Source organism: Mycolicibacterium sp. P4_G11 (genome assembly GCF_056555145.1).
The window spans coordinates 285,974-312,106 of record NZ_JBFUJW010000010.1 but is presented as its reverse complement, the minus strand read 5'-3'; the positions used below and the strand labels follow the sequence as shown (position 1 = coordinate 312,106).

The 26,133-nt window shown below is 67.0% G+C and carries 28 protein-coding genes; 15 read left to right on the top strand and 13 right to left on the bottom strand.

All coding sequences use genetic code 11. From position 1 onward, the window contains the following. The first annotated feature begins 74 nt into the window (after window positions 1–74). Entirely contained in the window at window positions 75–944 is an 870-nt protein-coding gene (locus AC1U2B_RS22625; RefSeq protein WP_480218550.1) for a DMT family transporter, read from the top strand. A 21-nt stretch (window positions 945–965) separates the two neighbouring features. On the opposite strand, the gene aceA is transcribed toward AC1U2B_RS22625, so the two are convergent. The 4 genes from aceA to AC1U2B_RS22605 form a co-directional block, all read right to left on the bottom strand. Continuing rightward, window positions 966–3,242, bottom strand: coding sequence for an isocitrate lyase ICL2 (gene aceA / locus AC1U2B_RS22620; protein ID WP_071286949.1), 2,277 nt, complete (start codon window positions 3,240–3,242; stop codon window positions 966–968). Between the two features lie 74 nt (window positions 3,243–3,316). Continuing rightward, window positions 3,317–3,712: a tautomerase family protein gene (locus tag AC1U2B_RS22615; RefSeq protein ID WP_480218549.1), complete on the bottom strand. Its 396-nt coding sequence runs from the start codon at window positions 3,710–3,712 to the stop codon at window positions 3,317–3,319. Window positions 3,713–3,739: 27 nt separating this feature from the next. Then, on the bottom strand, window positions 3,740–4,534 hold the full coding sequence (locus AC1U2B_RS22610; RefSeq protein WP_480218548.1) for a glutaminyl-peptide cyclotransferase: 795 nt from the start codon (window positions 4,532–4,534) through the stop codon (window positions 3,740–3,742). Then, window positions 4,531–5,166 carry a GAP family protein gene (locus tag AC1U2B_RS22605; protein ID WP_480218547.1) on the bottom strand — a complete coding sequence of 212 codons (636 nt, stop codon included), beginning with the start codon at window positions 5,164–5,166 and terminating at the stop codon, window positions 4,531–4,533. The genes AC1U2B_RS22610 and AC1U2B_RS22605 overlap by 4 nt, the downstream gene beginning before the upstream one ends. A 69-nt stretch (window positions 5,167–5,235) precedes the next feature. Between AC1U2B_RS22605 and AC1U2B_RS22600 the strand changes: the two genes are divergently transcribed. Further along, a complete protein-coding gene (locus tag AC1U2B_RS22600) occupies window positions 5,236–7,761 on the top strand; it encodes a DEAD/DEAH box helicase (protein WP_480218546.1) in 2,526 nt (841 codons plus the stop codon). A 61-nt stretch (window positions 7,762–7,822) separates the two neighbouring features. Beyond that, complete coding sequence (locus AC1U2B_RS22595) at window positions 7,823–8,980, top strand: acyltransferase family protein (protein ID WP_480218545.1); 1,158 nt, start codon at window positions 7,823–7,825, stop codon at window positions 8,978–8,980. A gap of 4 nt (window positions 8,981–8,984) precedes the next feature. On the opposite strand, the gene AC1U2B_RS22590 is transcribed toward AC1U2B_RS22595, so the two are convergent. Next, window positions 8,985–9,620, bottom strand: a complete 636-nt coding sequence (locus AC1U2B_RS22590) for a TetR/AcrR family transcriptional regulator (RefSeq protein WP_480218606.1) — start codon at window positions 9,618–9,620, stop codon at window positions 8,985–8,987. A 241-nt stretch (window positions 9,621–9,861) separates the two neighbouring features. On the opposite strand from AC1U2B_RS22590, the gene AC1U2B_RS22585 reads away from it, so the two are divergent. From AC1U2B_RS22585 to AC1U2B_RS22565, 5 genes are all read left to right on the top strand, one after another. Further along, window positions 9,862–10,656, top strand: coding sequence for a spirocyclase AveC family protein (locus tag AC1U2B_RS22585; RefSeq protein ID WP_480218544.1), 795 nt, complete (start codon window positions 9,862–9,864; stop codon window positions 10,654–10,656). After that, complete coding sequence (locus AC1U2B_RS22580; RefSeq protein ID WP_480218543.1) at window positions 10,657–11,859, top strand: cytochrome P450; 1,203 nt, start codon at window positions 10,657–10,659, stop codon at window positions 11,857–11,859. Between the two features lie 26 nt (window positions 11,860–11,885). Continuing rightward, a complete protein-coding gene (locus AC1U2B_RS22575) occupies window positions 11,886–12,386 on the top strand; it encodes a UCP032817 domain-containing protein (protein ID WP_480218542.1) in 501 nt (166 codons plus the stop codon). Between the two features lie 65 nt (window positions 12,387–12,451). Then, complete coding sequence (locus tag AC1U2B_RS22570; RefSeq protein WP_318259763.1) at window positions 12,452–13,036, top strand: hypothetical protein; 585 nt, start codon at window positions 12,452–12,454, stop codon at window positions 13,034–13,036. A 58-nt stretch (window positions 13,037–13,094) separates the two neighbouring features. Next, on the top strand, window positions 13,095–13,370 hold the full coding sequence (locus tag AC1U2B_RS22565) for a hypothetical protein (RefSeq protein ID WP_260938571.1): 276 nt from the start codon (window positions 13,095–13,097) through the stop codon (window positions 13,368–13,370). 9 nt (window positions 13,371–13,379) lie between these two features. Here AC1U2B_RS22565 and AC1U2B_RS22560 read toward each other — a convergent pair whose 3' ends face one another. From AC1U2B_RS22560 to AC1U2B_RS22540, 5 genes are all read right to left on the bottom strand, one after another. After that, window positions 13,380–14,063 carry a sensor domain-containing protein gene (locus tag AC1U2B_RS22560; RefSeq protein WP_480218541.1) on the bottom strand — a complete coding sequence of 228 codons (684 nt, stop codon included), beginning with the start codon at window positions 14,061–14,063 and terminating at the stop codon, window positions 13,380–13,382. 182 nt (window positions 14,064–14,245) lie between these two features. Beyond that, window positions 14,246–14,887: an FKBP-type peptidyl-prolyl cis-trans isomerase gene (locus tag AC1U2B_RS22555; protein WP_418001782.1), complete on the bottom strand. Its 642-nt coding sequence runs from the start codon at window positions 14,885–14,887 to the stop codon at window positions 14,246–14,248. A gap of 10 nt (window positions 14,888–14,897) precedes the next feature. After that, window positions 14,898–15,512: a class I SAM-dependent methyltransferase gene (locus AC1U2B_RS22550; protein ID WP_480218540.1), complete on the bottom strand. Its 615-nt coding sequence runs from the start codon at window positions 15,510–15,512 to the stop codon at window positions 14,898–14,900. A gap of 75 nt (window positions 15,513–15,587) precedes the next feature. Further along, on the bottom strand, window positions 15,588–16,103 hold the full coding sequence (locus tag AC1U2B_RS22545; protein ID WP_480218539.1) for a DUF302 domain-containing protein: 516 nt from the start codon (window positions 16,101–16,103) through the stop codon (window positions 15,588–15,590). A gap of 1 nt (window position 16,104) precedes the next feature. Continuing rightward, window positions 16,105–16,842 (bottom strand): DUF8737 domain-containing protein, encoded by a 738-nt coding sequence (locus AC1U2B_RS22540; protein WP_480218538.1) that lies wholly within the window; start codon window positions 16,840–16,842, stop codon window positions 16,105–16,107. 108 nt (window positions 16,843–16,950) lie between these two features. Between AC1U2B_RS22540 and AC1U2B_RS22535 the strand changes: the two genes are divergently transcribed. Next, window positions 16,951–17,589 (top strand): TetR/AcrR family transcriptional regulator, encoded by a 639-nt coding sequence (locus AC1U2B_RS22535; protein ID WP_480218537.1) that lies wholly within the window; start codon window positions 16,951–16,953, stop codon window positions 17,587–17,589. Window positions 17,590–17,641: 52 nt separating this feature from the next. Continuing rightward, on the top strand, window positions 17,642–17,992 hold the full coding sequence (locus tag AC1U2B_RS22530) for a zinc ribbon domain-containing protein YjdM (RefSeq protein ID WP_480218605.1): 351 nt from the start codon (window positions 17,642–17,644) through the stop codon (window positions 17,990–17,992). Window positions 17,993–17,994: 2 nt separating this feature from the next. Here AC1U2B_RS22530 and AC1U2B_RS22525 read toward each other — a convergent pair whose 3' ends face one another. Next, a complete protein-coding gene (locus AC1U2B_RS22525) occupies window positions 17,995–19,011 on the bottom strand; it encodes a TIGR03617 family F420-dependent LLM class oxidoreductase (RefSeq protein WP_480218536.1) in 1,017 nt (338 codons plus the stop codon). A gap of 148 nt (window positions 19,012–19,159) precedes the next feature. Between AC1U2B_RS22525 and AC1U2B_RS22520 the strand changes: the two genes are divergently transcribed. The 5 genes from AC1U2B_RS22520 (at window position 19,160) to AC1U2B_RS22500 (ending at window position 23,510) form a co-directional block, all read left to right on the top strand. After that, window positions 19,160–20,461 carry an HNH endonuclease gene (locus AC1U2B_RS22520; RefSeq protein WP_480218535.1) on the top strand — a complete coding sequence of 434 codons (1,302 nt, stop codon included), beginning with the start codon at window positions 19,160–19,162 and terminating at the stop codon, window positions 20,459–20,461. 78 nt (window positions 20,462–20,539) lie between these two features. After that, window positions 20,540–21,526, top strand: coding sequence for an NAD-dependent epimerase/dehydratase family protein (locus AC1U2B_RS22515; RefSeq protein WP_480218534.1), 987 nt, complete (start codon window positions 20,540–20,542; stop codon window positions 21,524–21,526). A gap of 8 nt (window positions 21,527–21,534) precedes the next feature. After that, window positions 21,535–21,969, top strand: a complete 435-nt coding sequence (locus AC1U2B_RS22510) for a VOC family protein (RefSeq protein ID WP_480218533.1) — start codon at window positions 21,535–21,537, stop codon at window positions 21,967–21,969. A 210-nt stretch (window positions 21,970–22,179) separates the two neighbouring features. After that, window positions 22,180–22,878 carry a polysaccharide deacetylase family protein gene (locus tag AC1U2B_RS22505; protein WP_480218604.1) on the top strand — a complete coding sequence of 233 codons (699 nt, stop codon included), beginning with the start codon at window positions 22,180–22,182 and terminating at the stop codon, window positions 22,876–22,878. Window positions 22,879–22,946: 68 nt separating this feature from the next. Further along, window positions 22,947–23,510 (top strand): lipoprotein LpqH, encoded by a 564-nt coding sequence (locus tag AC1U2B_RS22500; RefSeq protein ID WP_480218603.1) that lies wholly within the window; start codon window positions 22,947–22,949, stop codon window positions 23,508–23,510. 3 nt (window positions 23,511–23,513) lie between these two features. Here the strand turns inward: AC1U2B_RS22500 and AC1U2B_RS22495 are convergent, their stop codons facing one another. Together AC1U2B_RS22495 and AC1U2B_RS22490 are read right to left on the bottom strand one after the other, a co-directional pair. Further along, entirely contained in the window at window positions 23,514–25,016 is a 1,503-nt protein-coding gene (locus AC1U2B_RS22495) for an amino acid permease (protein ID WP_480218532.1), read from the bottom strand. Further along, window positions 25,016–26,101 (bottom strand): Glu/Leu/Phe/Val dehydrogenase dimerization domain-containing protein, encoded by a 1,086-nt coding sequence (locus tag AC1U2B_RS22490; RefSeq protein WP_480218531.1) that lies wholly within the window; start codon window positions 26,099–26,101, stop codon window positions 25,016–25,018. Before AC1U2B_RS22490 ends, AC1U2B_RS22495 begins: the two co-directional genes overlap by 1 nt. Window positions 26,102–26,133 lie beyond the last annotated feature (32 nt).

The following is a 26,133-nucleotide window of genomic DNA, read 5'->3' as shown; positions in this document are numbered from 1 at the left end:
CCTGGCCCTCATGGGGCTCCATACAATTGGCCGATGGCTGCCAATCCTCGGTTCCCTCGAGTCGGAACTGCGCAATGCTGATCGGTGTCATCGCAGCGCTGGTGGCGTGCTTCAGCTACGGCACTGCGTCGGTTCTGCAGTCCCACGCCGCGCGTACGGCCGTCGACGACACGACCGAAACCGGTCCGACGTTCCGTTCGACGGTGACCGCGATCCTGGCGCCGCTGTTCCTCGCCGGCATGCTGCTCGACGGACTGGGATTTCTCGGCAGTCTGGTGTCGGCGCGGCTCATCCCGCTGTTCCTGTCACAGACCATCATGAGCGCCAACCTGGCAGTGACCGCAGTCCTGAGCGTGGTGGTCCTCAAGGCGCACCTGCGTACGCGCGATTGGGCCGCCATCGCGATAGTCCTTGTGGCGCTGTGTGTTCTGGGATTCAGCGCCGGTGAACTCGGCACGGAGGTACCGGGCCGGCACATGCACTGGAGCGTGCTGGTCGCATCGGTGCTCGTCTTCATGTTCGGGGTGGTGCTCGTCCAAGTCCTCGGTAAGAAAGCCGCGGTGCCGGCGGGGCTGATCGCCGGGGTGCTGTACGGCGCCATGGCTGTTGCAGTCCGGATCGTCCACGGGCTCGACCCGTTTCATTGGGACGTCCTGATCTCCGACCCGGCGGCGTGGGCGGTGGTGATCGCCGGTGGCGGTGGCTTCTACCTGTTCACCGTCGCACTGCAGATCGGTTCGGTGAACGGCGTGGCGGCCGCACTTGTCATGGGAGAGACGGTGATTCCGGGGGCGGTCGGCGTTCTGCTGCTCGGCGATGTGGCCAAACCGGGCTACGGCTGGTTGGTGGGGGTGGCGTTCGCCACCGCGGTCGCCGGTGCGGTGGCGATCGCGATCTTCGGGGCGGCAGACGAGGAACCGGCGGTCGCCACGGCTCAGGCGTGAGCGCGTGGCGACCGCGTCGGTCTAGTCCTCTTTACGGATCAAGCGGCCCAGGGCCTCGCGGTCCGGTGCCAGCAGCTCGTCGATCCGCGGCTGGTTGACGTCGGCCACGATGATCTCGCCGACCTCCTGGTACACGTTGCTGAACAAGCCGTGCGACTTCATCTTCTCGGTCTGGTAGATGTTGTCCTCGGTCGGCGTCACGTAGTAGACGATCTCGGACTTGAACCGGTGGATCAGCCACACGTGGATCAGATCCATCAGGCGCTTCTGCCGCAGCTTCTCGGCGAAGGTGTTCTGGTCGCGCACCGTCAGGATGTTGCGTCCGTGCCGGTCCTTGATCGGGTCGACGACGACGTTGGCCAGCGGCTCCTCGCCGCTGCCGTAGATGCCCAGGTCCAGGACGTCCGATCCGGCACGGCGGGGACGCAGCTGCACGTGCAGCTGCTCGCCGATCTGGTAGTGGTCGCTCCACATGGCCAGCCACTCCTCGAGCAGCTTCTTTGGCACCTCGGTCTGGACCAGGTGCTGGTGCTGGGTGGAACCGGCACCCATCGCCTTGGTGGTCGCGGTGCGGCCCGACGATGCTGCCAGCGCGGCGTCGCTGCGCGGGCCGCCGACGAGCGTTTGCGGTGTGCGATAAGGAGATTCGACCAGCCGCATCTTGCGTTGCAGCCGGGCCAGCGCCAGCATGCCTTCTTGCCGCAGGGACGTCGCGAACTCTTCGCACGCCACACCGTCCACCTGGTGGCCGCCGTAGGTGATGAAGTTGAAGACGAAGCCCATCTTGCCGAGTTCCTCTGGGAACGCCCGCATTTCGTCATCCGTCATGCCGGTGGTGTCCCAGTTGAACGACGGCGACAGGTTGTAGGCCATCATCTGGTCCGGGAACTCGGCGTGGATGGCCTCCGCGAATTCGCGGGCCTCAGCCAGGTCCGCGGTCTTGGTCTCCATCCACAGGATGTCCGCGAACGGTGCGGCCGCAAGCGATTTCGCGATCGCGTACGGGATGCCGCCGCGCACCTGGTAGTAGCCCTCGGGGGTCTTGGCCAGGTCACTGTCCCACGCCACGTCCGCCCCCAGTTCGCGGGCCTTCTCCCGGGCCGCGTACAGCGACGCGCGGGCGGCGAACGTCCGCCACTCATCCGGGCTCATCGCGACGGCCTCGCCCTCCTTGGCCCGGAACTGCAGCACTTCGGCGACGGCATCGCAGTAGGTGTTGAGGCCCGAATCCGCCTGCCAGGCTTCGACGAATTTCGACTCGACCTTGTCGAACACCGAGTCGACGGACTGTCCGGAGTTCGGATCCCAGGCAGCGGCCGCGTCGTCGATGAGGGCTGCGATGCCGTGGCTGTCCAGCCAGGCCTCGGCGGTGGCGTACTGGCCCTGGGGCAGCGCGTAGAGCAGGTGCCCACGCAGATCGGTGACGCCCTTGTCGTGGAACCGCCGCACCATCGCCAGGAAACACGACTTGTAGGACGGGATCTTGAGGTTGGTGGCGCCCAGCAGGAACGGCTGGTCGCGCTCATCGGCGGCGCTGTCGATGAGGTTGGCGGCCTCGGCGTCGGTGCGCGCCACGATGATTCCCGGCACACCCATCATGTCCAGCTGGAAGCGCGCGGTGTTGAGGCGCTTGAGCTGTTCGTCCGACGGGACCAGCACCTTGCCGCCCTGGTGGCCGCATTTCTTGGTACCGGGCCGCTGATCCTCGATGTGGTAGCCCGGCACACCGGACTCAACGAAGCGGCGAATCAGGTTGCGTACGTGGGCATCTCCACCATGGCCGGTGTCGGCGTCGGCGATGATGAACGGCCGGTAGTCGACGGCGGGGGTGGTCGCACGTTGTTCGTCGGTCATCTGCAGGCGCAGGTACTGCTGATTGCGGTCCGCGGTCAGCAGCGCGCGCACCAGGCCGGCGGCTTCGTCGGGCACTTGGCTCAGCGGGTAGCTGGCCAGGTCGGGACCGGGGTCTTCACTGATGGAACCCTTGGCCGAGGTGGCCCAACCACCGAGGTAGATGCCTTCGATGCCGATCCGCTTCATCACCACCGCCTGGCCGGGGGAGTACGGCCCGAACGTGGTGATGCTCTTCTTCTGCGCGAACAATTCGCGCAACCGCGGATAGAACGCTTCGGCGGCCTGCCTGGCCACGGGGTAGTCGGACGGGATGGTGCCACGCTGTTCGACCACCTGACGCGCGGTGTAGAGCCGCGTGATGCCGTCGAAACGGGGGCTGTCGAAATACTCCTGCACGGCTGCGACGTTCTGCTCGAATGACGTCGCGACTGCTTCGAGGGTCATGGACTGCTCCTTGCTGAGCCTGGTTCCGATGAGCCTTCCGAGCCTATCGCCGCGGGGCGGCCGTGAATACGCGTTCAGACATTCACGTCGAACCCGAGGTTGACGTCGCAGGCCACCCGCCCACCGCGGATGCCCCAGTTCTCGAGCGCACTCTCGCGGAGCAGGATCGTGATGTGATCGGCCGGAATGTCGAAGGCGGCCAGGCGGCCGACGATCTCGCGGTACAGCTCCCGCTTGGCATCCACCGATCGGCCGGCGAAACAGTCGATGGTCACCAGCGTGTACCGCTCGGGGTGTTCGAGGTGTGGGGCATGCGAAACCCGGTGCGGTTCATGGACCAGCAGCCGGACGTGCTTGTCGCCGACCGGGATCCGGAACGCGGCAACCAGTGCACTGTGGACGGCATCGATGATGGCGACCTCGTCGGGCTGGCTGTACTGACGGCGGACCTCGATCAGTGAACTCGGCATGGCCCAGATCGTCACACCCGGCAGCCGTCAGCGCACCTGAATTTCTGCCGCTGTGGCCGGATCGAAGCGGACCCGGAACAGCGCCGGCCAGTACTTGCCCGTGACGAGAAACTGCTCATTGCCGCTCGGCCCGCCGAGATGCGCGATGCCGTTGAGCACCCCGACCTCGCCCTGCCAGGCCGGGTCGCGCAGACCGGTGGCGTACACCACCGCGGTGACGGCGCCTGTCGTGGCGTCGATCTCGATGATCTGGTCGGTCGGGAACACGTTGGCCCAGATCCGGTTGCCGACGCAGTCGAGGCTGTTGAGCCCAGACACCTGAATTCCGTTGTAGGTCACGGTCATGGCACCGGTTTCGCGCATGTCGTCCACGGTGTGGAAATGCAGTAGGGCGGAACCGTCGCTACGGATCAGCCGGTCGCCCGCGCGGCACAGGCCCCACCCCTCGCCGGCGAGCGGTACTTCGCGCAGCATGGTGAGGGTGGCCTTGTCCCACTCGATCGCGACGCCGTTCTCGTACGTCACCTGCCACAGGTGCGCGCCGGCATCGGCGATGCCCTCACCGAAATAGGCGGGCGGCAGCGGTACGGCGCGGCGTAGCTGCCCCGTGGCGGCGTCGAGTTCACGCAGCGCGGACTTGCCTTCCAGGCCCGAGCTCTCATACAGGGTCGATCCGTCGACGAACATGCCCTCGGTGAAGGAGACGGGGTCGTGGTCGAACTGTTCGAGGACGACGGGACGGAGCCTGGCGATCTGATCGGCAGCGGCGGTCGGGACTGCCGCGCAGCCCGCCAGCACTACCGCGGCCATCAGGAGTCTCACAACGACGCCACCACGACCAGCAGCGCCCCGACGGCCGTCAGCGTCACCGCGGTGATCGCGGCGGTGTGTTCCTGCACCCAGTGGCGCATCCGCTCCAGGCCCTTCTCGGCATACCGCGAGGCCACCAGGTGTGCGAAGATCGGCGCGGCCGTGGTGGATCCGGCCATCACGACGAAATAGCCGATGGCAGTGGCCTTTTCGGCGGGAGTTGTCAGAAATGCGTCGATGGCCACGCCGCCGGCGATACACGCCAGGATGAACTTCGGATTGGCGACCGCGAAGACGACTCCCGTGACGGCCGTGACGACTGGCGACGCGGACTGCAGCCGGGTCAGCCAGCCCGTCGCCTGCGCGTAGTGCTTGCGCCGCAGCCAGGTGACGACGCCGAGCACGATCAGCGCGATGCCGATGCCGAGCTGCAGGCGCGAACTGGTCGCGGCGGCGTGCGACTGGCCGACCGGGGACACCAACACCACCGCGCTGATCACCACCGTCAGCCCGGCCAGCCACCCGCACAGGTAGGTCAGACCGGTGCTGCGGGGCCGGTCCGAGTACAGCAGGAGCAGCACCGGCGGCAGCACCGCCATCGGGGACAGCGCCACGATGAGCGCGTCGGGGATCAACCACGTCACACCAGCCATCCTGCCAATCGCTGCCCGCCGCAGCCCCGCGGCCAGTGATCGGGCACGCTTGACCCCACGATGGCACTTGTTGACGACCCTGCGGACCTGACCGCCCTGCGCGCCACGGGCGCCGACCCCGACGAATTGCTCGCGGCGTTCGCCGAGTGGGCCGAGGCGTCGGGCACCGCGCTGTATCCGGCGCAGGAGGAGGCGCTGATCGAGCTGGTCAGTGGCGCCAATGTGGTGCTGGCGACGCCGACCGGTTCCGGCAAGTCGCTGGTGGCCACCGGCGGGGTCTATTTCGCCCTCGCTTCGAACCGGCGCAGTTACTACACCGCGCCGATCAAGGCACTGGTCAGTGAGAAGTTCTTCGCGTTGTGTGACGTTTTCGGCGCCGCCAATGTCGGCATGCTCACCGGCGACGCGGCGGTCAACGCCGGGGCGCCGATCATCGCGTGCACGGCCGAGATCCTGGCGAACATCGCGCTGCGCGAGGGCGCACAGGCAGACATCGGTTTGGTGGTGATGGATGAGTTCCATTTCTACGGCGATCCCGACCGCGGCTGGGCCTGGCAGGTGCCGCTGCTGGAATTGCCCGCGGCCCAGTTCCTGTTGATGTCGGCGACGCTCGGCGACGTGACCGTCCTGCGCGAGGACCTCACCCGGCGCACCGGCCGGCCAACGGCGCTGGTGGCCAATGCCGAGCGGCCCGTGCCGCTCTACTACAGCTACGCCACCACTGCGATGCACGAGACCATCGCCGATCTGCTGCAGACCAAACAGTCGCCGATCTACGTCGTGCATTTCACCCAGGCCGCCGCGCTCGAGCGGGCACAGGCGCTGATGAGCGTCAACGTGTGCACCAAAGAGGAGAAGGCGGCCATTGCCGACCACATCGGTGGCTTCCGGTTCACGACGGCGTTCGGCTCGACGCTGTCGCGGCTGGTCCGGCACGGCATCGGTGTGCACCACGCCGGCATGCTGCCCAAGTACCGGCGCCTGGTGGAGCAACTGGCCCAGGCGGGGCTGCTGAAAGTCATCTGCGGCACCGACACCCTCGGCGTCGGCATCAACGTGCCGATCCGCACCGTGGTGTTCTCGGCGTTGTCGAAGTACGACGGCACCCGCACCCGGCTGCTGAACGCCCGGGAGTTCCATCAGATCGCCGGCCGCGCCGGGCGGGCCGGCTACGACACCGCGGGCACCGTCGTGGTGCAGGCCCCCGAGCACGAGGTGGAGAACCTCAAACAGTTCGCCAAGGTCGCCGACGATCCGAAGAAGCGGCGAAAGCTGGTGCGCCGCAAAGCTCCCGAGGGCATGGTGCCGTGGGGCGAGAACACCATGACCCGTCTGGTCGAGGCCGCACCCGAAGCGCTGACGAGCAACATGCGGGTGTCGACGGCAATGATCCTCGACGTCGTCGACCGCCCCGGTGACCCCTGCCTGGCCATGCGCCGGCTGCTCGGCGACAACCATGAACCTCGCAAGCGCCAACTGCGGCACATCCGCGAAGCGGTCGGAATCGCGCGCTCGCTGCTGCAAGCCGGGGTGCTGGAACGGCTCGTCGAACCCGAGCCGGACGGGCGGCGGTACCGACTGACCGTCGACCTGCCACCGGATTTCGCGCTGAACCAACCGCTGTCGACGTTCGCGCTGGCGGCCGTCGAGTTGCTCGACCCGGCATCGGATACCTTTGCGCTCGACGTGGTTTCGGTGATCGAGGCGACGCTCGAGGATCCGCGCCAGATCCTGGCGGCCCAGTTGAAGAAGGCCCGTGGCGAGGCCGTCGCCGCCATGAAGGCCGAGGGCATCGAATACGACGAGCGCATCGAACTCCTCGACGACATCACCTATCCACGCCCGCTCGACGAGCTGCTGGCGCACTGCTTCGAGGTGTACTGCAGAAGCAACCCGTGGGCGGCCGACGGACATCCGGCCCCCAAGTCCGTCGTGCGCGAGATGTGGGAACAGGGACTCACGTTCAAGGAGTACGTCAGCGCTTACGGGCTGACCCGCACCGAGGGTGCGGTGCTGCGCTACCTGTCGGACGCCTTCAAGGCGCTGCGGTCGGGAGTTCCGGCTGCCGCGCGGACCGACGAGCTCACGGACATCGTCGAATGGCTGGGAGAGCTTGTCCGCCAGGTGGATTCGAGCCTGCTCGACGAATGGGAGCAGCTGACCAGTGCCGACCAGGTCGACCAGGTAGCGGTGATGGCTCCGGTGCGGCCGCTGACCGGCAACGAGCGGGCCTTCACCGCCATGGTCCGCAACGCCCTGTTCCGCCGGGTGGAGCTGTGGGCCCGACGCCGTTGGGACGAGCTCGGTGCACTCGACGCCGCGTCGGGGTGGACGGCGCCGCGGTGGGAAGCGGTGGGGGAGCAGTATTTCGCCGAGCACGACGACCTCGGCACCGGCGCGGACGCCCGCGGGCCCGCCATGTTGATCTTCGACCGCGCGCCGGGCGTATGGCGCGTCCGCCAGATCCTCGACGACCCGGCTCACGACCACGACTGGGGGATCGACGTGGAGATCGATCTCGCCGCGTCGGACGAGGACGGCGCACCGGTCATCCGAGTCGTCGAAGCGGGACTTTTCGGTAGCTGAGCGCGGTTCTCGGGCACACTGGGCGCATGACCACCCGCGAGAAGCCGAAGGCGGATCGCGCATGACCGCAGCTGTCCCGGAGCCCGTCAGCGGAACCCGCGGGTTCCTGCCTGCGGTGGAGGGGCTGCGGGCCGCCGCGGCGTTGGGCGTGGTGCTCACGCATGTGGCATTGCAGACCGGCTACACCGATGGTGTCGTGGGCCGGTTGCTGGCCCGCTTCGACCTGTCGGTGGCAGTGTTCTTCGCGTTGTCGGGCTTCCTGCTGTGGCGTGGCCATGCCGCTGCGGCGCACGGGTTGCGGGCCGAACCCGAGGCGGCGCCCTACTACCGTTCTCGGTTGGTCCGGATCATGCCGGCCTATCTGCTGACGGTGGTCGTGGTTCTGACCCTGCTGCCGGACGCGCGCAGCGCGGACCGGACCGTGTGGATCGCGAACCTCACTCTCACGCAGGTCTTCGTGCCGAAGACCCTCATCGCCGGGCTCACGCAGATGTGGAGCCTGTCGGTCGAGATGGCGTTCTATCTCGTCGTGCCGCTGCTGGCGCTCCTTGCCGCGAAATTGCGGCCGCGGCTGCGGGTTCCGGTGATCGCCGGGGTGGCGCTGCTCAGTTTCGGTTGGGGTTATCTACCGATCCCCGCGTACCACGGGGCCAATCCGCTGACCTGGTTGCCGGCCTACGCCTCGTGGTTCGCCGTCGGGATGTTGTTGGCGGAGTGGATGTTCCGGCCCTACAGCTGGCTGCATCAGTTGGCCCGGCAGCGGACCATCCTGATGATCGTGGCTGTCGCCGCCTTTCTGGTCGCGGCGTCTCCGTTGGCCCTGCCGGCCGGGCACCACCACGCCACGCTCGGCCAGTTCATCACGCGGACGGCCTTGGGGGCCGTTGTCGCCGGAGCGCTGTTGGCGCCCTTGGTCCTCGGCGCTCCAGGCGATCAGCACCGGGTGTTGGGTAGTGCCCCGATGGTGACGCTCGGTCGCTGGTCGTACGGGCTGTTCCTGTGGCACCTCGCCGCACTGGACATGGTGCTCGCCATGGTCGGGCCGACGTCATTTCCGGGGGCTTTGCCGGTGGTGATGGTCCTGACGACGACGTTCGGACTCGCGGTGGCCGCGGTGAGTTATGCGCTGCTGGAGGAGCCGTGCCGGATGGCGCTGCGGCGCTGGGAAGCCCGGCGGCAGGCCGTTGTGGCCGAAGACAGTCCGGCGCAGGCCGCCTGACGGCTCAGCCGGTGCGGTGCAAGAAGCCGTGCAGCGTGGCCTGCACCAGTTCGTCGACGATCGCGTCTCGGGAGGGCGGGTTGGCACCGAACAGCGTGGGGCGAAGGGCGACCATTCCGACGATCATCGCCACCGTCGAATGTGCAGGCAGGGCAGGTTGGTCCGACGTCATCCCGCGCAGCTGCATGCCCTCGGTGCTGATCCGGCCCAGCGTCGCCAGGGCCGCTCTGATGTCGGCGATCCCGGCGCTTTCCATCTCGTCACCGAGCTCTTCGGCCGCGACCAGCGTGAGCAGCAGCCCTCGATGCTCGGCGAGTACGTCGTAGAGCTGACCGACGAAATGCCGTGCCAGGGTTTGTTCATCGGTGTCTTCGGGGCGCAATGACTGCCAGGTCTGGGCGAAGCCGTGGACGAAGTCGGTGAACGGCAGCACCAGTGCTTCGCGGAACAGACCGGCCTTGGAACCGAAGTACCGGAACAGGAGATGCTCGGTGACGCCGGCCGCATCGGCGATCTCTCGGGTCGTGGTGCTGCGATAGTCCTTGCGGGAGAACAGGTTTTGCGCCTCGGCGAGCAGCAGGCGACGAGCCTCGCCACGCGGGCGGCGCGGCGTGGCCGTACGCGGCGGCGTTTCGGGCAGGGTCACGGTGGCAAGCTCCTCTGACTCGTCCGGCTCCCGGACGGTTCAAACATAGCGGCCCTTGACGGCGGATTTGTGGATAGTGTCTACTATCCACAAACTCTGGTCTCCGCCAGAAAGGAATCGACATGGGTGCGGTCGTCATGCTCGGCACGCTGTTCGGGCTGGTGGTCGTGATCTACGCCGCGGTACTGCATTTCGACCCGGAAGCCCGTCGCAGCACCGACAGTGGCGAGCCGCGATGAACTCCGGCCTGACGCCGCTGATGGCGGCCGCCATCGGCTTCGCCTACGTGGGCGGACTCGCCTTCGTGCTGCTCGGCGTGTACCTCAGCGTCCGCCGCGGGCGGCTGCATCCGCTTCTGCTGCTGTGCATCTCGGCCATGTCGTTCTCGTGGATCGAAGCCCCCTACGACTGGGCGATGTACGCCCAGTTCGCGCCGGCCATCCCACGCATGCCGTCCTGGTGGCCGCTGAACATGACCTGGGGCGGGCTGCCGGCACCGGTGCCGATCGGTTACATGTCCTACTTTGCGCTGCCCGCGGTCATCGCGGCGGCCATCGGGCGGTGGGTGTGCCGACGGTGGCAACTGCGCCAGCCGACGACCATGCTCACCGTCGGCCTGGTCGTCGGATTCTGTTGGGCCTTCATGTTCAACGCGATCCTCGGGGCCAGGCTCGGGGTCTTCTACTACGGCAGGGTGATCCCAGGTCTCGGCCTGTGGGAGGGCACCCGGAATCAGTACCCCATCTATGACTCGCTGGCCATGGGCATCCAGATGATGGTGTTCACCTACCTGCTGGGCCGCACCGACACCAAGGGGCGGAGCGTCATCGAGGTCTGGGCCGACAAGCGGGCGGCGACGCGCACCCAGTCCGCCGTGCTGTCCGTAGTCGCGGTCGTCGTAGTGGGAAACCTGCTCTACGGCGCGGTGTTCGCGCCGCATCTGGCGACGAAACTGGCCGGCTGGGTGACTGCCGGACCTGAGACCGAGCTCTTCCCCGGGGTGCCCAACCAGCCGATGACAGGACGGTAGATGATCGAGCAGGCCGAGTTGTACTACGACCCTTTCGATTACGGCATCGACGACGATCCGTACCCCATCTGGCAGCGGATGCGGGCCGAGGCGCCGCTGTACTACAACGAGAAGTACAACTTCTATGCGCTGAGCCGCTATGGCGATGTGGCGCAGGCACTTCCGGACTGGCAGGCCTACCGGTCCGGGCACGGCACCGCGCCGGACATCCTGTTCAGCGGCATCGAGGTGCCGCCGGGCATTCTGCTGTTCGAGGATCCGCCGTTGCACGATCTGCACCGCCGCTTGCTGTCGCGGGTGTTCACGCCGCGCCGGATGTCGGCGGTGGAGGGCCAGGTGCGCGAATTCTGTTGCCGTGCCCTCGATCCGCTACGTGATCTCGACGGGTTCGACTTCGTGACGCAGCTCGGTGCCGTCCTGGCGATGCGGACCATCGGCTATCTGCTGGGCATCCCCGAGTCAGATCAACAGGTGATCCGGGACGGCACGGACGAGCGCATCACCGTCGGCTCCGACGGCAGCGCCTGCGACATCAGTACGACGATCTTCCAAGATTCGATGGCAGCTTTCGTCGAGTACATCGACTGGCGGGCCCGCCATCCCTCCGACGACCTGATGACCGATCTGCTCACCGCCGAGGTGGAGGGATCCGACGGGGAGTTGCGGCCGTTGGAACGCGGCGAGGTGTTGGCCTACACCACGATGATTGCGGGCGCCGGCAATGAAACCAGTGCTCGGCTCATCGGATTCATGGGTCAACTGCTGGGCGAACACCCCGATCAGCGCCGCGAACTCGTGGCGAACCCGGCTCTGATTCCGGCGGCGGTCGAGGAGACCCTGCGGTTCGAGGCGCCATCCCCGGTGCAGGCCCGGTACGTCGCGCGCGATGTCGACTGGCATGGGCAGCGCGTGGCCGAAGGCTCGTACCTGTTGCTGCTCAACGGGTCGGCGAACCGGGACGATCGGCAATTCGCCGACCCCGATCGCTACGACATCCATCGCAAGACCGGTCACCTCAGTTTCGGTCAGGGCATCCACTTCTGCCTCGGCGCCGCGTTGGCCCGGCTGGAAGCCCGCGTCGCGTTCGAGGAGGTGTTCAAGCGGTGGACTGACTGGCAGGTCGACTATGCGAACGCGCAGCGCGCCCGGACCTCGAGCGTGCGCGGCTGGTCGCGGATGCCCGTGCGAACCGGAGCCGGCTAGCTGCCGCCACGACCTACAGTGGCAGAGTGCGATTCAAGCGCCAGGGGCCGCTGGGCCAGATGAACGCCGCGGTGGCGGATCTCGAATTGCCGCCCGCGGTGTTCAAGACCTGCCCTTGGCAGCCACGGGATCTCGTGGCGGAGGGCCTGCGGCAGTGGCTGCGGTGTTGCGGGGCGGCCATGCGGGACGGTCAGGTGATCGGCATGCCGTCGCACGCCGTCGATGAGGCCTGGCATGGCCTGATCCTTTGTACGGCAAGGTATTCGGCATTCTGCGACACGGCCTACGGCCAGTTCCTTCATCATCACCCCGAGGGCGGCGCGCCCGCAGATGCGGTGGCCGAGCCGATGCACGAGCAGCTCAGGCGCACGGTCATCGCCTGGGAAAAGGTCGCCGGACCCGACGAGGTCTGCGTGCTGTGGGACCTCGACGAGCAGGTCGGAGTCGACAAGCCGTGGGGGATCGGGGCGGCTCGGGTCGACGAAATTCGGTCGGCATACCGGGCCATGCAGGTCCGAACAAGGTGACGGAGGCCCGCTCACGCGATAGCCTGACCCGTTACGGAAGCCGGTTGACAGAACGGACGAGCAATTTGAAGACCGAACGACAGCGTTTCCGACCGCCGATGATCGTCGGCGGCATTCTGCTTGTCGGCGCGTTCGCCGCGGCCGGTCCGGCTGCGGCGGACCCTGCCACGCCGACGACACCTGCACCCGGCCAGCCCGTCGTGGAGCCCGCAGGCGGCCCCAGCGGCCCGGTGGCCGCGCCGCCGATCGGAGCTCCGACAGTCCCCGAGATCGAGAACCCGACCTACGGCGCCGGAAGTACCCCGGGCCAGTTGGGCTACCTGCGGGACATCTGGCACACATTCCACAGCGGTAACCCGATCGAGGCGCTCACCATGCCGCCCGAGGAGGCGCCCGGAGCACCACCCAATGCGGGGCCGGCGCCCAAACTGCCGCCCGGCTTCATCTCGCTGACCGATCCGGCGTCATCGAACCCGATCGTCGACACCGGTCCCAAGACCGGCGGACCCGCGCTGCCTCCCGGCTACTACCCGTTGAACGGCCCGCCGCCGCCCGGGTACTACGACCCGAAGCCCGGTTCGGCTCCGGCGCCGGGTGGCCCTGACGCGGCGCCGCCGCAGTCCGGATTTGTGGCCACCCCATCGCAGTGACGGTTCGGCGTAATGTGATTACATACGCTAAGTAATCGCAGTCGACGCAGGGGAGCACATGACCTCGATCAAGAAGACCTTGTCTGCCGCAGCCATCGCGGGATCGCTTGCCGCGGCCGCGCTGGGCTTCGGGATGCCGCTGGCAGCGGCTCAGCCACCGCCACCTGCGCCCGGGCAGGGCGAGGAGGTCCCGCCGTGGGCGCCGAAGAAGCCGGCTGAAGTTTGGAACGGCCAGCCCGTGGTGTGGACCTCGGCCTGGGGTGGACGCTGGGGTGTGTGGATCAACGACGGCTTCATCACCCTGACGTCGAACCCGGTCACCAACGGCGGATAACCGCTGCCGTCACCATCGCGCCGCGACGTTGGTGCCGATCTGATTGGCGACTTGGACCGCCGTGTCCGCCGGGTCGGGACTGCACGTGTTGATGTCGATGATGACGTTGTTCTTGTGTGCCAAGGCGCGGCCGCACGCCCAACCGGGTGCGGCCGCGTCTTGTTCGGTCGAGACCACGCTGAGAATGTCGTGGGCGTTGGTGATCGGCCCGACGGTCCACTGCGACTGACTCTGCGTGTGCGTGTACTGCTTGCACGCCGGCCACAGCTGCGCTGACGCGTTGAAGAACTCCTGCGCTTTGTCTTGTGTCGGAAACAGGACCACGGCCTGTTTCAGGTAGTGGGTGAACTTGTCCCCGTCGTTCATGCTCTGCTCGCGCTCGGCCCAGAACCCGCTGCTCGCGTACACGGCGGCTTCGGCCGCGCCGTCGATGGCGAGGCACTCCGGTGGTGCCATCGTGCTGCTGTTGTCCGACATGGTCGCCTGGGCGCCGAGCACCGCCATGGCCGTCGAACCCATCGTCGCGTTCACTTGCTCGGGGTTCAGCAGCAGCCCGTCGAGTTCCCGTTCGACCAGCGGCCGGGGCACCATCGGCGGCGTGGTCACCGGTACGGCCTTGCCCTGCGTACTGCCACAGCCCGCGGTCAGAACACCAACCACGACAACAGTGACTATGCCTACTGAGCTGCGCATACACCCTCCCGTCGCGGCAGCGGCGACTTACTGACGCACCACGCTGTCCTCCACAGCGCGGCACTCCAACATTTCTATTGTGGCGTCAATTGGGGCCGGGCCGCCCCTGCACGACGGTGTTTCGCGGTAACGATGAACGATGTTCTTGATAACAGGTTCGCCGCGACGCTGCACGGCAAAGATCAGTTCGACACGTCGAGGATCTTGATCGCGAAGACCAGCGAGTCGCCCTTCTCGATGCCTGCGCTCGGCTGGCCGTCGGGGTAGCCGTCGGCGGAGGTCATCGCGACGGCGACGGTGGAGCCCACCTTCTGGCCGGCGATGGCCTTCTGGAAGCCGGGCACGACGCGCATGAGCGAGAAGGTGGCCGGGGCGCCGCGGTCGTACGCGCTGTCGAACTTCGATCCGTCACGGCCGTTGAAGCCCGCGTAGCAGACGGAGACCGTCGCGGTTTCGGGGACGACGGGCCCGGTGCCGGCCTTCAGCGTCTGCACCTGGGTCTGATTCACGCTGAACGGGCCCTTGACCGTGACGACCGGGGCCGCGCTGTCGGTGGAGCCGGTGACCGCGACGCTGCCGGTGGCGCCATTGAGCGTCCACTCGGGCGCGCCGCCCTGTCCCTCGGCCATCGGGCAGGTGCGGGCGGCCGCGGTCGTGGAGTTGTCCAGGGCAGTGACCGGGCTCGGGGTCGTCGTCACCAGCGGTGCCTGGGTCGTGGTCGCCGCTGCCGGCTTTTCGTCGGAGCCACAGGCGGTCAGGGCGACGGCCAGTGATGCGGCGCAGGCGGTCAGTGCAACAGAGGAGGACACGCGGGAGAAGTTCATCGTTGCCACGCTACCGGGGACTGTTCGGTCTCAGAACTGCGACCAGGAAGTCGGAATCGTCGGTGAACGGCCGCACATCCCACGTGGACAACAGCAGGTCGGGGGTGAGCCCCGCTTCGGTCACGTCGGCGAAGAACTCGCTGAACGGGTAGTCGCGGCCGGCACCGAAACCGATCACCGCGCGGCCGTCGTCGGCCAGGTGGGCGCCGAGCCGGGTTAGCACCTGCACGCGGGTGCTCGGGGCGACGAACGTCATCACGTTGCCGGCCGACACGATGAGATCGAACGGCTCGGGAATGCCGCGCGCCGGCAGGTCGAGCTCGGCGAGGTCGCCCACCAGCCAGCGCGGCCCGGGGTGATCCTCCTCGGCGGCCGCGATCAATGCAGGGTCGACGTCCACCCCGACCACATCGTGCCCAGCCGCGGCGAGGTATCCGCCGATCCGGCCGGGTCCACAACCGGCGTCGAGAATGTGGGCGCCGCGGGAAGCCATCGCGTCGATCAGGCGGGCCTCGCCGACCAGGTCTTCACCGGCGCGGGCCAATGTCCGGAAGCGATCGATGTACCACTGCGAGTGCGCGGGATTCGCCTCGACCTTTTGCATCCAGAGGCTCTGTTCGATCATGCCTCGATTCTTCCACTCGTCGACTGTGAGCCCTATACAGGGACATTCGCGGAATTGCCTGCACAGGGCTCACAGTCACGCGGCGTCCAGCTCTGCCGGCGCGGTCAGGCCCAGCAGTCGCAGCAGTTCCGCGAGTTTGTGATCCAGTTGCCTGCCCACCGCCGAGATCTGTGGGTCGCCGAAGCTACCGAACCGGCTCGATGGTTGGTCGATGCTGAAATGCACTGCGCCGTCGACATCCTCGTAGATGGCGGCGCGCATCGGTGCGTAGAGCATGATGCCAGGATCTCGGCGGAACATCGTTTCGGCGATCACGTTGTTGCCCACCATGTAGGTGACCGCGCGGGTCGGGTTGCCCGCCAGTGCCATCATCGGCGTCGGGTCGAACGCCCAGAAGTTGACGAACGAATGCGGAGCGCGCGCTGCGGTGTAGCGCTGTACTGCAGCCAGGTCACCTGATTCGATCACTTCGGTGAGTTCGGCGAAATCGATGGTGGGTACCAGGGTTTCGAAACGCCGGCGCAGTCCATCGAAGGTGTCATCGGTGTCGACGACGAAGCGGTTGACCTGATGGCGGATGGTCGTGGTCATGTCAGGCTCCGACCAGGATCGACTTGGACGCCGTAGGTGCGGCCGTCGAGAGCTTGCGCAACGACACGATGTGCAGCGCCGCGGCGAGGGGCACCAGGGCGGTCGGAATCAGCACGAGCGGCAGCAGAGCGATCTGCTCGGTCGACGGAGACAGCTGCAGCACGTGCGCAAGGCCCGGCGCTGCGGTGACGCCGAGCGCGGTCGCGACCACGAGGTCGAGCAGACCCAGGATGTTGAACCACACCAGTCGTCGGCCCACGTTCCCGTGCCGAAGGTGGCGGGCCAGGTAGATCGCGCCGAAACCGATTGCGATATCGCCCAATCCGGCGGGCAGGGCGAATCCGGCAGGCAGTTCGCCCAGCGCCATCACAATCAGGAAAGCGGCCCCTTCCACCCGGAAGATCTGCGCCACGGTCAGCCACCACTGGGTGTCCGGCTGATCCAGGATTCGGGACGCGACCGGAGTCCTGGTCGCGAGCAGGACCGTCACGAGGGGTACGACCATGGCCACGGCCAACCACGGTTCGATCTTCGCCGGAGCGAACCGATACACGTCGGCGTGGGCAAGCATCGCACTCACCAAAACCCAAGTGGTCCAGACAGTTCCGAATATGACGGCGATTCGGGTGGCCCGCCGCCTCCCTAGATTCGCGGCGATGGCGCCACGGAACAACGTTGCGCTGATTGTCGCGATGGTGCCGACCAACCCGGCCGCCACAATCGCCCATGCATAGCTCATGGCGTTCTCCCGATTCATTGATTTTGTCGGACACTTGGTTAGTTTCCGAACAGCTTGTTCAATTGAGGGGAGAGGGCCGAAATTCCGTCAACAACCAATGGGGGCGAGATGTCCAGAACCGAACAAGAGTCGAAATCTGTTCGGAATTCGGGGAATCGTGGCACGCCGGTCACCGACCGCCGGGTGCGGCGCACTCGGAAACTGCTGCACTCCGCCTTCCTGGAACTGGTCGTTGAGCAGGGCTACGACAAGACCACCATCCAGGACATCCTCGACCGCGCCGACGTCGGCCGATCGACCTTCTATGTCCATTTTCGTGACAAAGAAGCACTACTGACCGCGAGCTTCGACGACATGCGCGATCAACTCGGCGACGCGCTCGCCGCCATTCCGGCGTCCGGTGCCGTCGACGTAACCTTGCCCGCGACAATGCTTTTCGACCACGCTTACCGGCATCAACCGATCTACCGCGCACTGTGCGGCCGACATGGTGGTGACGTGGTTCAGCGCCATCTGCGCCACCTGATCGGCGACGTCCTTCGTAAGCACCTGCGACCCGAGCTCACCTCTGCGGAGCCCGCTGTGCCCGCTGAGGTGTCGGCGGAGTTCTACACCTCAGCCACGTTGGGTCTGCTCGCGTGGTGGATCGACCACGATTTCTGCAACGGCCCGCAGTGGCTGACGGCGATGTACCGCACCTTGGTGCTGCCTTCGAGTGTCACCAACCGAACGGGGGATATCCCGTGAGATGAGCGGCGATGGCACGGGCGAGAATGGTGGGGTGACGAACACTGCCCCGATGCCACCCTGCCCTGCGTGTGCCAGCGAGTACACCTACGAGTCCGGTGCGCTCTACGCGTGCCCGATGTGTGCCCATGAGTGGGCCGCCGGCGACAGCGGGGACTCCGATGCCGACAGTGCGCGAGTGGTGAAGGACGCCGTGGGCAACGTGCTCGCCGATGGCGACAGCGTCACGCTGGTGAAGAGCGTCAAGGTCTCGGGCGGCGGGGGCGGCGCCATCAAGGTCGGGACCAAGGTCCGTGGCATCACGCTCATCACGGACGGTGTCGGTGACCACGACATCGACGCCAACGTGCCGGGTTTCGGTCGCCTTCAGCTCAAGTCGAGCGTCGTCAAGAAGTCCTCCTGACGCTATTGCGCTGACAGTCTCCGCGCGATCTCGCCGTACCGCTCGAAGCGGTCGGATCCGCCGAGGGCGTTGTACAGCACGACGCGGGTCGCGACGCCCTCGTATTTGGCAATGAGCTTGTCCGCCAACTCATCCCAGGTGGACTCGGTGGCGAAGGCCGCGATGTGGTCATCGGTGATCTGCGCCATCATGCCTGCCATGTCGCCGGCCTTCTGCTTCTCGCGCAGGCGCGCGGTGGTGCCGTCGAAACCGGCTTCGTCCCAGATGAACGCGTAGTTCGGTGTGCTGCCGTAGAAGCTCATGCTGGCGCGGACGAACTCGCGTTCGTTGTGCCGTTCCTCGTCGGTGTCGCCGACGATCGTCATGGCCGGGATGATCGTGTCGATGTCGGCGAGGGACCGGCCCGCTTTCTCTGCTCCCGCAGCCACATTGGGCAGCACGTGGCGCGCGATGTAGCCCGGCTCGCCGAGTGGGTGAATGTGCACACCGTCCGCGACCTCGCCGGCCATGCGCAGCATCCACGGATTCACCGCGGCGATGTCGACCTTGGGATCGGGTGCGTCGATGGGCCCGGGGCTCCATTGCGGCGTGATGAAGTCGAGGTCGTAGAAATCGCCGTGATGGTCGAGCTTGCCCGTCCGGAACGCCGTGAAACAGGCTTTCACCGCGCGGACGTAGTCACGCAGCCGCGGGCCGGGCTGCTCGAAGGGCATGCCGTAGCGCCGCACCACGTGGGTGCGGACCTGGGTGCCGATGCCGAGCCGGAACTTGCCGCCCGTCGCTTCCTGCAGTTCCCACGCCGACGCCGCCGTGACGAACGGACTCCGCGGAAACGCCACCGCGACACCGGTGGACAGCTCGAGTCCGGGAGCGGTCTGGGAGGCGACCGCGGCGCTGAGATACGCGGTCCGTCCGGTCTCGGTCAGCAGGAGGCCGGAGAATCCGGCGGCCTGAGTGCGCTGGGCCAGCGCACCCATCTGAGCCAATGGCTGCGGAACGGTCATCACGTCGACGTGCACGCTGGCAGCCTACGGCTGTGGCGCTGGACAACGGTGAGATACCCAGCATCGCAGGCAAAGTCGCCCCTCTGCGCCACCCTAGTGGCGGTGCAGCGGGGCGTTGAACAAGCTGTGGCACTTGTCGGGAGTAGCGAGTAGTATCGCACGTATGTTCGAACGTTTGGTCGTGATGGACCCCGATGCCGATGAGTCGGCGCTGCTGGGTCGCATGGCTGAACTCGAGCGGGTGAAGGCCGCGGCGGCGGCGGAGCAGGCACGGGTGGCGGTCGAGTTGGAGGCCCGGCGAGTGGCGGCGGCGCGGGCGGGTGGGCCGCGGGTGTCGCGGGCCGCGCTGGGCTCGGAAGTCGGTTTGGCTCGGCAGGAGTCCCCACATCGGGGCGAGCGGTTGATGGCGATGGCCCGAATCCTGGTCGCCGATATGCCGTGCACGCTGGCGGCCCTGGAGTCGGGGCGGCTGTCGGAGCATCGGGCAGAGCTGATCACCAAGGAAGCGGCGTGCCTGTCTGTGTTCCGTCGCCAGCTGCTCGACGCCGAATTGTGCGCGGACCCCGCCACCATCGACGGTATGGGGGATGCCGAGATCGCCGCAGAGTCCAAGCGGATCGTCTACCGGCTCGATCAGCAGGCGGTATTGGAGCGGGCGCAGCAGGCTCGAAAGGAGCGGTATGTGCGGTTCCGGGCCGCCGGCGACGGCATGGCCACAGTGAGCGTGCGGCTGCCCGCGCACGAGGGCCGGGCGGTGCATCAGGCCTTGTCCGACGGGGCGGCCGCGACATTGGCGTCGACGCTGCCGGGGACGTCGGTGCCGGCCGGGCTGGGCCGCACGCATGGCCAGATCATGGCCGACCTGGTGGTTGAGCGGGTCACCGGACGCAACCCGGTCGAGGCGCCGGTGTCAGTGACGGTGAACCTGGTGCTCTCCGATGAAACGCTGCTCGCCGGCGGTGAGGAACCTGCTCACCTGGACGGGTATGGGCCGGTCCCGGCGGAGCTGGCCCGGCATTTGGTGCTGGCCGCCGAAGCCGACCCACAGGCCGCGGCCGCGGTGCGGCGGCTGTATGCCCAGCCGGGTACCAACAAGTTGGTCGCGATGGAATCGACGGCGCGGACGTTCCCGAAGGGACTGGCGCGGTTCATCGCGCTGCGGGATCAAATCTGCCGGACCCCGTACTGCAACGCCCGCATCCGGCACACCGATCACGTCAAGCCGCACCACCACGATGGACCCACCAGCGTGCACAACGGTCAAGGCCTGTGCGAGCACTGCAATTACGTCAAAGAAGAACCCGGCTGGCACGCGGCCACCACCTACGACAGACACGGTCGGCACACCGTAAAGCTCACGACTCCGACCGGTGCCGTCTATACCTCGACCGCACCACCCGGGCCCGAAGGGCTACGCATCTTCACGCGCGACGTGTACATCGCGCGAATCAACCCCGCGGCCTAATGACACGTTCGTGACCGTCGCTCGCGCTGCCGTACTAGCGTCAGGGACCGGCGGTTCACATCTGAGGGGGTAAGCGTAATGCGGGTCCTGGTTACCGGAGGTACCGGATTTGTCGGCGGTTGGAGCGCGAAAGCCATTGCAGACAAGGGACATTCGGTCCGTTTTCTGGTGCGCAACGCGGCCCGGCTGCAGACGAGCGTGGCCAAGCTGGGTGTGGACGTCTCTGATCACGTGGTCGGTGACATCACCGACCGTGACTCGGTGCTGCGTGCGCTGGATGGCTGCGACGCCGTCCTGCACGCGGCGGCGCTGGTCGCCACCGACCCGAGCCAGACGGCGCAGATGCTGAGCACCAACATGGACGGTGCGCGCAACGTGCTGGGCGGCGCCGTCGAACTGGGCCTGGACCCGATCATCCACGTGTCGAGCATTACCGCGTTGTTCAACCCCGATGTCGACAAGCTGGATGCCGACCTGCCGGTGTTCGGCGGCACCGACGGCTATGGACGGTCGAAGGCGCAGGTCGAGATCTATGCCCGCGGGATGCAGGACGCCGGCGCACCCGTGAACATCACCTACCCCGGCATGGTCATGGGCCCGCCGGTCGGCAACCAGTTCGGTGAGGCCGGCGAGGGCGTGGCCCAAGCACTTCAACTCGGGGCGATTCCCGGTCGGAGCGCGGCGTGGACGGTGGTCGACGGTCGCGACCTGGCCGACCTGCACGCGGCCTTGTTGGAGTCGGGCAAGGGTCCCCGGCGCTACATGGCCGGCGGCCACCGCATCCCGGTGGATGAGCTGGCGCGGCTGCTGACCGAGGTCGGCGACAAGACCATGCTGTCCGTGCCGGTCCCCGACACCGTCCTGCGGATGGCCGGGCAGGTGCTCGACCGCCTCGGGCCGTTCCTGCCGTTCCAGACACCGTTCACCGAAGCCGGCATGCAGTACTACACGCAGATGCCGGCATCGGACGACACACCGAGCGAACGCGACCTCGGCGTCACCTACCGTGATCCGCGAATCACCTTGGCCGATACCGTCGCCGGCCTTCGCAACCTCGACCGCTGAGGCGAAAGGTGGCTGCGGTCAAGCAATTTCAAGTCACGTTCGACTGCGCGGTACCCGAGCGTGTCGCGCGGTTCTGGTGCGACGTGCTCGGGTACGTCGTGCCGCCGCCACCGCCGGGGTTCGCGTCATGGGCCGATTTCGACCGGTCATTGCCCCCTGAACACCAGGGGTCGAAGTTCGCCTGCGTCGATCCCACAGGTGTCGGTCCGCGCCTGTTCTTCCAGCGCGTGCCCGAAGACAAGGCAGTGAAGAACCGGGTCCACCTGGACGTACGCGTGAGCCCCGGATCGGTCGGGGCAGAGCGCCTGGCAGCGCTCGAGGCCGAATGCGAGCGGTTGATCGCGCTCGGCGCGGTCCGGGTGCGGTTGCTTCCCGCTGACGACATCAACGAGTCGTGCATCGTCATGCAGGACGTGGAGGGCAACGAGTTCTGCCTCGACTGACCGCGGTCGGTCGGTCAGCGATTGCCAGGAACTGCTGATAGCTTGCGGGCCGTGTCCGTGCTGAACCGAAGAGCCTTCCTGGCCGGCCTCGGGGCAGCCATCACCATTCCGCCTGCCGTGGCGACCATCGAGGTGGCGCGTACGGCGCTGGCCACCGCGTTAACTGCGCCCCACGCCGCCGCTGCCTCGGCGACGCACGCGCCGGAGCTGCTGGGTGCACCCGGCGCGGCCCGACCACCGCTGCTGCCTCCGCCACCGGCCGCCGCCCGCGTCGCGTTGCCCGGCAACGGCGTCCTGAGCGTTCTTCCGGGCCAAGGAGATCTGCTCGCCCTCACCGTCGACGACGGCGTCGACAGCAACGTCGTGCGGCTGTACACGCAGTTCGCGAAGGACACCGGCATCAGGCTGACGTTCTTCGTCAACGGCACCTATCGGTCCTGGACCGACAACGCACCCTTGTTGCGGCCGCTCGTCGAATCGGGCCAGATCCAGCTGGGTAACCACACCTGGTCGCATCCGGACCTCACCACGCAGTCGCCGGCACAGATCGCCGACCAGATCCAGCGCAATCATGCGTTCCTGTCCAACACATTCGGGGTCGACGCGCGGCCGTATCTGCGGCCGCCCTACGGCCGGCACAACGCCGCTGTGCGGGCGGTGGCTGCCGACCTCGGCTACACCCTCACCACCATGTGGACGGGTTCCTTGGCCGACTCGACGGTCATCACCGAGGACTACATCGTGAAGATGGCCGACATTCATTTCCGGCCGCAGAACATCGTCCTCGGCCATCTCAACCATGCTCCGGTGACGCACGTCTTCGATCGCCTGGCTGACGTCGTCCGTAGCCGCAACCTCCGTACGGTCACCTTCAACGACGTCTTTCTCCCCAGCCACTCGACGCATTAGCTGCGCCGGCCGGTTCAACGGCGTACATGTTGTGGGACCGGATTGTGACGACGAAGAAGGGTGCCAAGGTGAGGCAACGGTTAGCGATCGGTGCGGCGGGCACAGCGGTGGTCATCGGGTTCGTCGGTGTCGGCTGCACCGGTGAGAAACCGTTCACCGGGACGACGAGCCCGAGCGACAGTTCGACCAGCAGTTCGGCGAGTAGCTCGACCAGCAGCACCGCCAAGACCACGTCGTCGTCGACGTCCAGCGCTGCGGCTTCGCCCAGCGAATCCGCCACCGGCAATCCGCCGCCAGGTCAGGCCGAGGTGACCGTCGACGGTGTACGACAGAACATCACCGGCAATGTGGTCTGTACCAACGCGGTCGGCAATTTCAATATCGCGATAGGCCAAAAGGTTTCGGGGGTGGCGGTGGTGTTGACGCCGGACGCCAAGACCGTGCATTCGGTGATCCTCGGCAACGTCAATGGCGTCATCCTCGGCTATCAGCAGGGCATGTCCGGTGGCGAGGCCACGGCGTCCAAAGACGGTGATACGTACATCATCAGCGGTAGCGCCACCGGGGTGACGGCAGCGCTACCGCCAGTGATGGTGACCAAGCCCTTCGAGGTCCGGGTCACCTGCAAATGAGGGTCAGGCCGCTATCTGGGTGACGTTGAGGTGCTTGTGCGGCTCGGGGCGCGGTCGCGCCATCATCGAGTGGGACCTGCCGTAGGCGAAGTAGAGGACCACGCCGATCGCCATCCAGATCAGGAACCGCAACCAGGTCTCGACCTCGAGGTTGAGCATCAGCCACAGGCATGACAGCGCAGCCAGGATCGGGACCACCGGCACGAGGGGCACGCGGAAGCCGCGCTTGAGATCGGGTCGGGTCCGGCGCAGGACAGGAATGCCGATCGCAACGAGGATGAATGCGACGAGCGTGCCGATGTTGACCATGCCGGCGAGAGTGCCGAAGTCGACGAACGCCGCGAGCACCGCGCAGACGACGCCCACGATGACCGTCAGTCGCACGGGGGTGCCGTGCTTGCCGGTGTGTGCGAGGCGGCGGGGGAGCAGACCGTCGCGGGACATCGCGAACAGGACGCGGGTCTGGCCGAGGAACATCACCATGACGACGGTCGACAGGCCGGCCAGCGCGCCGATGGAGATGATGTTCTTGGTCCACGTCGCGCCGTGGATGGCGAACGCGGTTGCCAGGGTGGCATTTTCGCCCTGCAGTTGCTTGTACGACACCATTCCGGTGAGCACGAAGGACACCGCGACGTAGCAGACGGTGACGATGGCCAACGCGCCGAAGATGCCGCGGGGTACGTCGCGCTGCGGGTTGAGGGTTTCTTCCGCGGCGGTGGCGACCACGTCGAAGCCGATGAAGGCGAAGAACGCGATGCTGGCCGCTGTCAGCAGGCCCAGCCACCCGAAGCTCGTACCGCCAGTTCCGGTGAGCCAGGCCAACATCGACTGGTGCACCCCGTCGGCCTTCGCCGACGGCTGCGCCGCCGGGATGAAGGGGGTGAGGTTCGACGCCTTGAAGTAGGTGGCACCGACGACGAGGATCAGCACGATCACCGCGAGCTTGATCGCCACGGCGACGGCAGACACCCGAGACGACAGTTTGGTTCCGGTCGCCAGCAGAACGCCGACGATCCCGATGATCACCAGTGCACCCCAGTCGAACTTGATGGACCCGAGGTGCACGACGGGCGACACCGCGCCGCCGAGTACCTCACCGAGATACTGCGACCAGCCTTTGGCGACAACGGCTACGGCGAGCGCGAATTCGAGAATCAGGTCCCAGCCGATGATCCATGCGACGAGCTCACCGAAGGTGGCGTAGGCGTAGGTGTAGGCGCTGCCGGCGACGGGCACAGTCGAGGCGAACTCGGCGTAGCACAGTGCGGTGAGCCCGCACGTGATCGCCGCGATGACGAAGGCGACCGAAACGGCCGGCCCTGCCATGTTGCCCGCGGTCTGAGCGGTAAGGGTGAAGATGCCGGCGCCGATGACGACGGCAACGCCGAAAACAGTGAGATCCCTTGCCGTCAGGTCTTTGCGGAGCTTCGAGTCGGGTTCATCGGTGTCCCGGATCGACTGCTCGACTGACTTGGTGCGGAAAAGCCCGCCGCCGGCGCCCATCAGATGGCCCCGTCGAGCCGCTGTTCGGCGAACAGGTTGGCGGCGGCACCGATGCTGATGCCCGCCTGGCGGGCGGTGGCGATGATGTCGCGGCACCGGTCGAAGATGCGGGTCACGTCGGCTTCGACGGCCGCGCGGTCCGCGCCGTGCAACTCACCGGCCACCTGGATGAGGCCACCGGCGTTGGCCACGAAGTCAGGTACCCAGGTGATGCCGCGACGGCCGAGCAACAGCTCGACGTCCGGTGTCGCGAGCTGGTTGTTCGCGGCACCGCAGACCAGCTTCGCCTCGATGGTTTCAGCGCTCATAGGCGTCAGAGTAGCCCCGAGGGCACAGGGAGCATAGACATCGACCGGGGCGTCGGCAACCGAATTGAGGACGCGCACAGACGGGTGGTCGGTCGAGACGCGCTGCAGCGCCGCGTCGTTCACATCGGTGGCGTACACGTCGGCTCCGTCGGCAATCAGCAGCGCGATGAGTTCGCGGCCCACCTTGCCCACGCCTTCGACGCCGACGGTCCGGCCGGCCAACGTCGGTGCACCCCACACTGATTCGGCGCCCGCGCGCATGGCGTTGAACACGCCCAGCGCGGTCAGGCGGGCGCTGTCGCCGGAGCCGCCGGCCGCGGCGCTGCGGCCGGTGACGTGCTGGGTGTAATTGCCCATGACGTCCAGGTCGTCGGTGTTGGTGCCGACGTCACCGGCGGTGACGTACCGGCCACCCAGGGTGTTGACGTAGCGCGCGAACGCGGCGAAGAGCGCTTCGCTCTTGTCGCTGGTGGGGTCACCGATGATGACGGACTTGCCGCCGCCCAGGTTCACCCCGGCCGCTGCGGCTTTGTACGACATACCCCACGACAGCCGCAGGACGTCCTCGAGAGCCTCGAATTCGTCGGCGTACGGGTACATGCGGCAGCCACCGAGCGCCGGACCCAGTGCCGTGGAGTGGATGGCGATGATGGCCTTGAGGCCGGACTCGGCGTCTTCACAGAACACGACCTGCTCGTGGCTACGTGAGCTCAGCTTGTGCGAGCGATCGAAGACTCCGGCAGGGGTGGACACCGATGAGGTGGACACAGAAGTCACTACTACTTCCTTTCTGGTACCGCATGTTTGGC

Coding starts and splice junctions, on each gene's coding strand:
- aceA (WP_071286949.1), bottom strand. CDS start 3,242: ATGACCCTCGAAGCAGTCGCGACGTCATTCGAGCAGAACGTCGCAGCC.
- AC1U2B_RS22555 (WP_418001782.1), bottom strand. CDS start 14,887: ATGAACTTCTCCCGCGTGTCCTCCTCTGTTGCACTGACCGCCTGCGCC.
- AC1U2B_RS22515 (WP_480218534.1), top strand. CDS start 20,540: ATGCGGGTCCTGGTTACCGGAGGTACCGGATTTGTCGGCGGTTGGAGC.
- AC1U2B_RS22565 (WP_260938571.1), top strand. CDS start 13,095: ATGACCTCGATCAAGAAGACCTTGTCTGCCGCAGCCATCGCGGGATCG.
- AC1U2B_RS22545 (WP_480218539.1), bottom strand. CDS start 16,103: ATGACCACGACCATCCGCCATCAGGTCAACCGCTTCGTCGTCGACACC.
- AC1U2B_RS22550 (WP_480218540.1), bottom strand. CDS start 15,512: ATGATCGAACAGAGCCTCTGGATGCAAAAGGTCGAGGCGAATCCCGCG.
- AC1U2B_RS22625 (WP_480218550.1), top strand. CDS start 75: ATGCTGATCGGTGTCATCGCAGCGCTGGTGGCGTGCTTCAGCTACGGC.
- AC1U2B_RS22615 (WP_480218549.1), bottom strand. CDS start 3,712: ATGCCGAGTTCACTGATCGAGGTCCGCCGTCAGTACAGCCAGCCCGAC.
- AC1U2B_RS22535 (WP_480218537.1), top strand. CDS start 16,951: ATGTCCAGAACCGAACAAGAGTCGAAATCTGTTCGGAATTCGGGGAAT.
- AC1U2B_RS22530 (WP_480218605.1), top strand. CDS start 17,642: ATGCCACCCTGCCCTGCGTGTGCCAGCGAGTACACCTACGAGTCCGGT.
- AC1U2B_RS22580 (WP_480218543.1), top strand. CDS start 10,657: ATGATCGAGCAGGCCGAGTTGTACTACGACCCTTTCGATTACGGCATC.
- AC1U2B_RS22540 (WP_480218538.1), bottom strand. CDS start 16,842: ATGAGCTATGCATGGGCGATTGTGGCGGCCGGGTTGGTCGGCACCATC.
- AC1U2B_RS22520 (WP_480218535.1), top strand. CDS start 19,160: ATGTTCGAACGTTTGGTCGTGATGGACCCCGATGCCGATGAGTCGGCG.
- AC1U2B_RS22560 (WP_480218541.1), bottom strand. CDS start 14,063: ATGCGCAGCTCAGTAGGCATAGTCACTGTTGTCGTGGTTGGTGTTCTG.
- AC1U2B_RS22585 (WP_480218544.1), top strand. CDS start 9,862: ATGAACTCCGGCCTGACGCCGCTGATGGCGGCCGCCATCGGCTTCGCC.
- AC1U2B_RS22495 (WP_480218532.1), bottom strand. CDS start 25,016: ATGGGCGCCGGCGGCGGGCTTTTCCGCACCAAGTCAGTCGAGCAGTCG.
- AC1U2B_RS22595 (WP_480218545.1), top strand. CDS start 7,823: ATGACCGCAGCTGTCCCGGAGCCCGTCAGCGGAACCCGCGGGTTCCTG.
- AC1U2B_RS22600 (WP_480218546.1), top strand. CDS start 5,236: ATGGCACTTGTTGACGACCCTGCGGACCTGACCGCCCTGCGCGCCACG.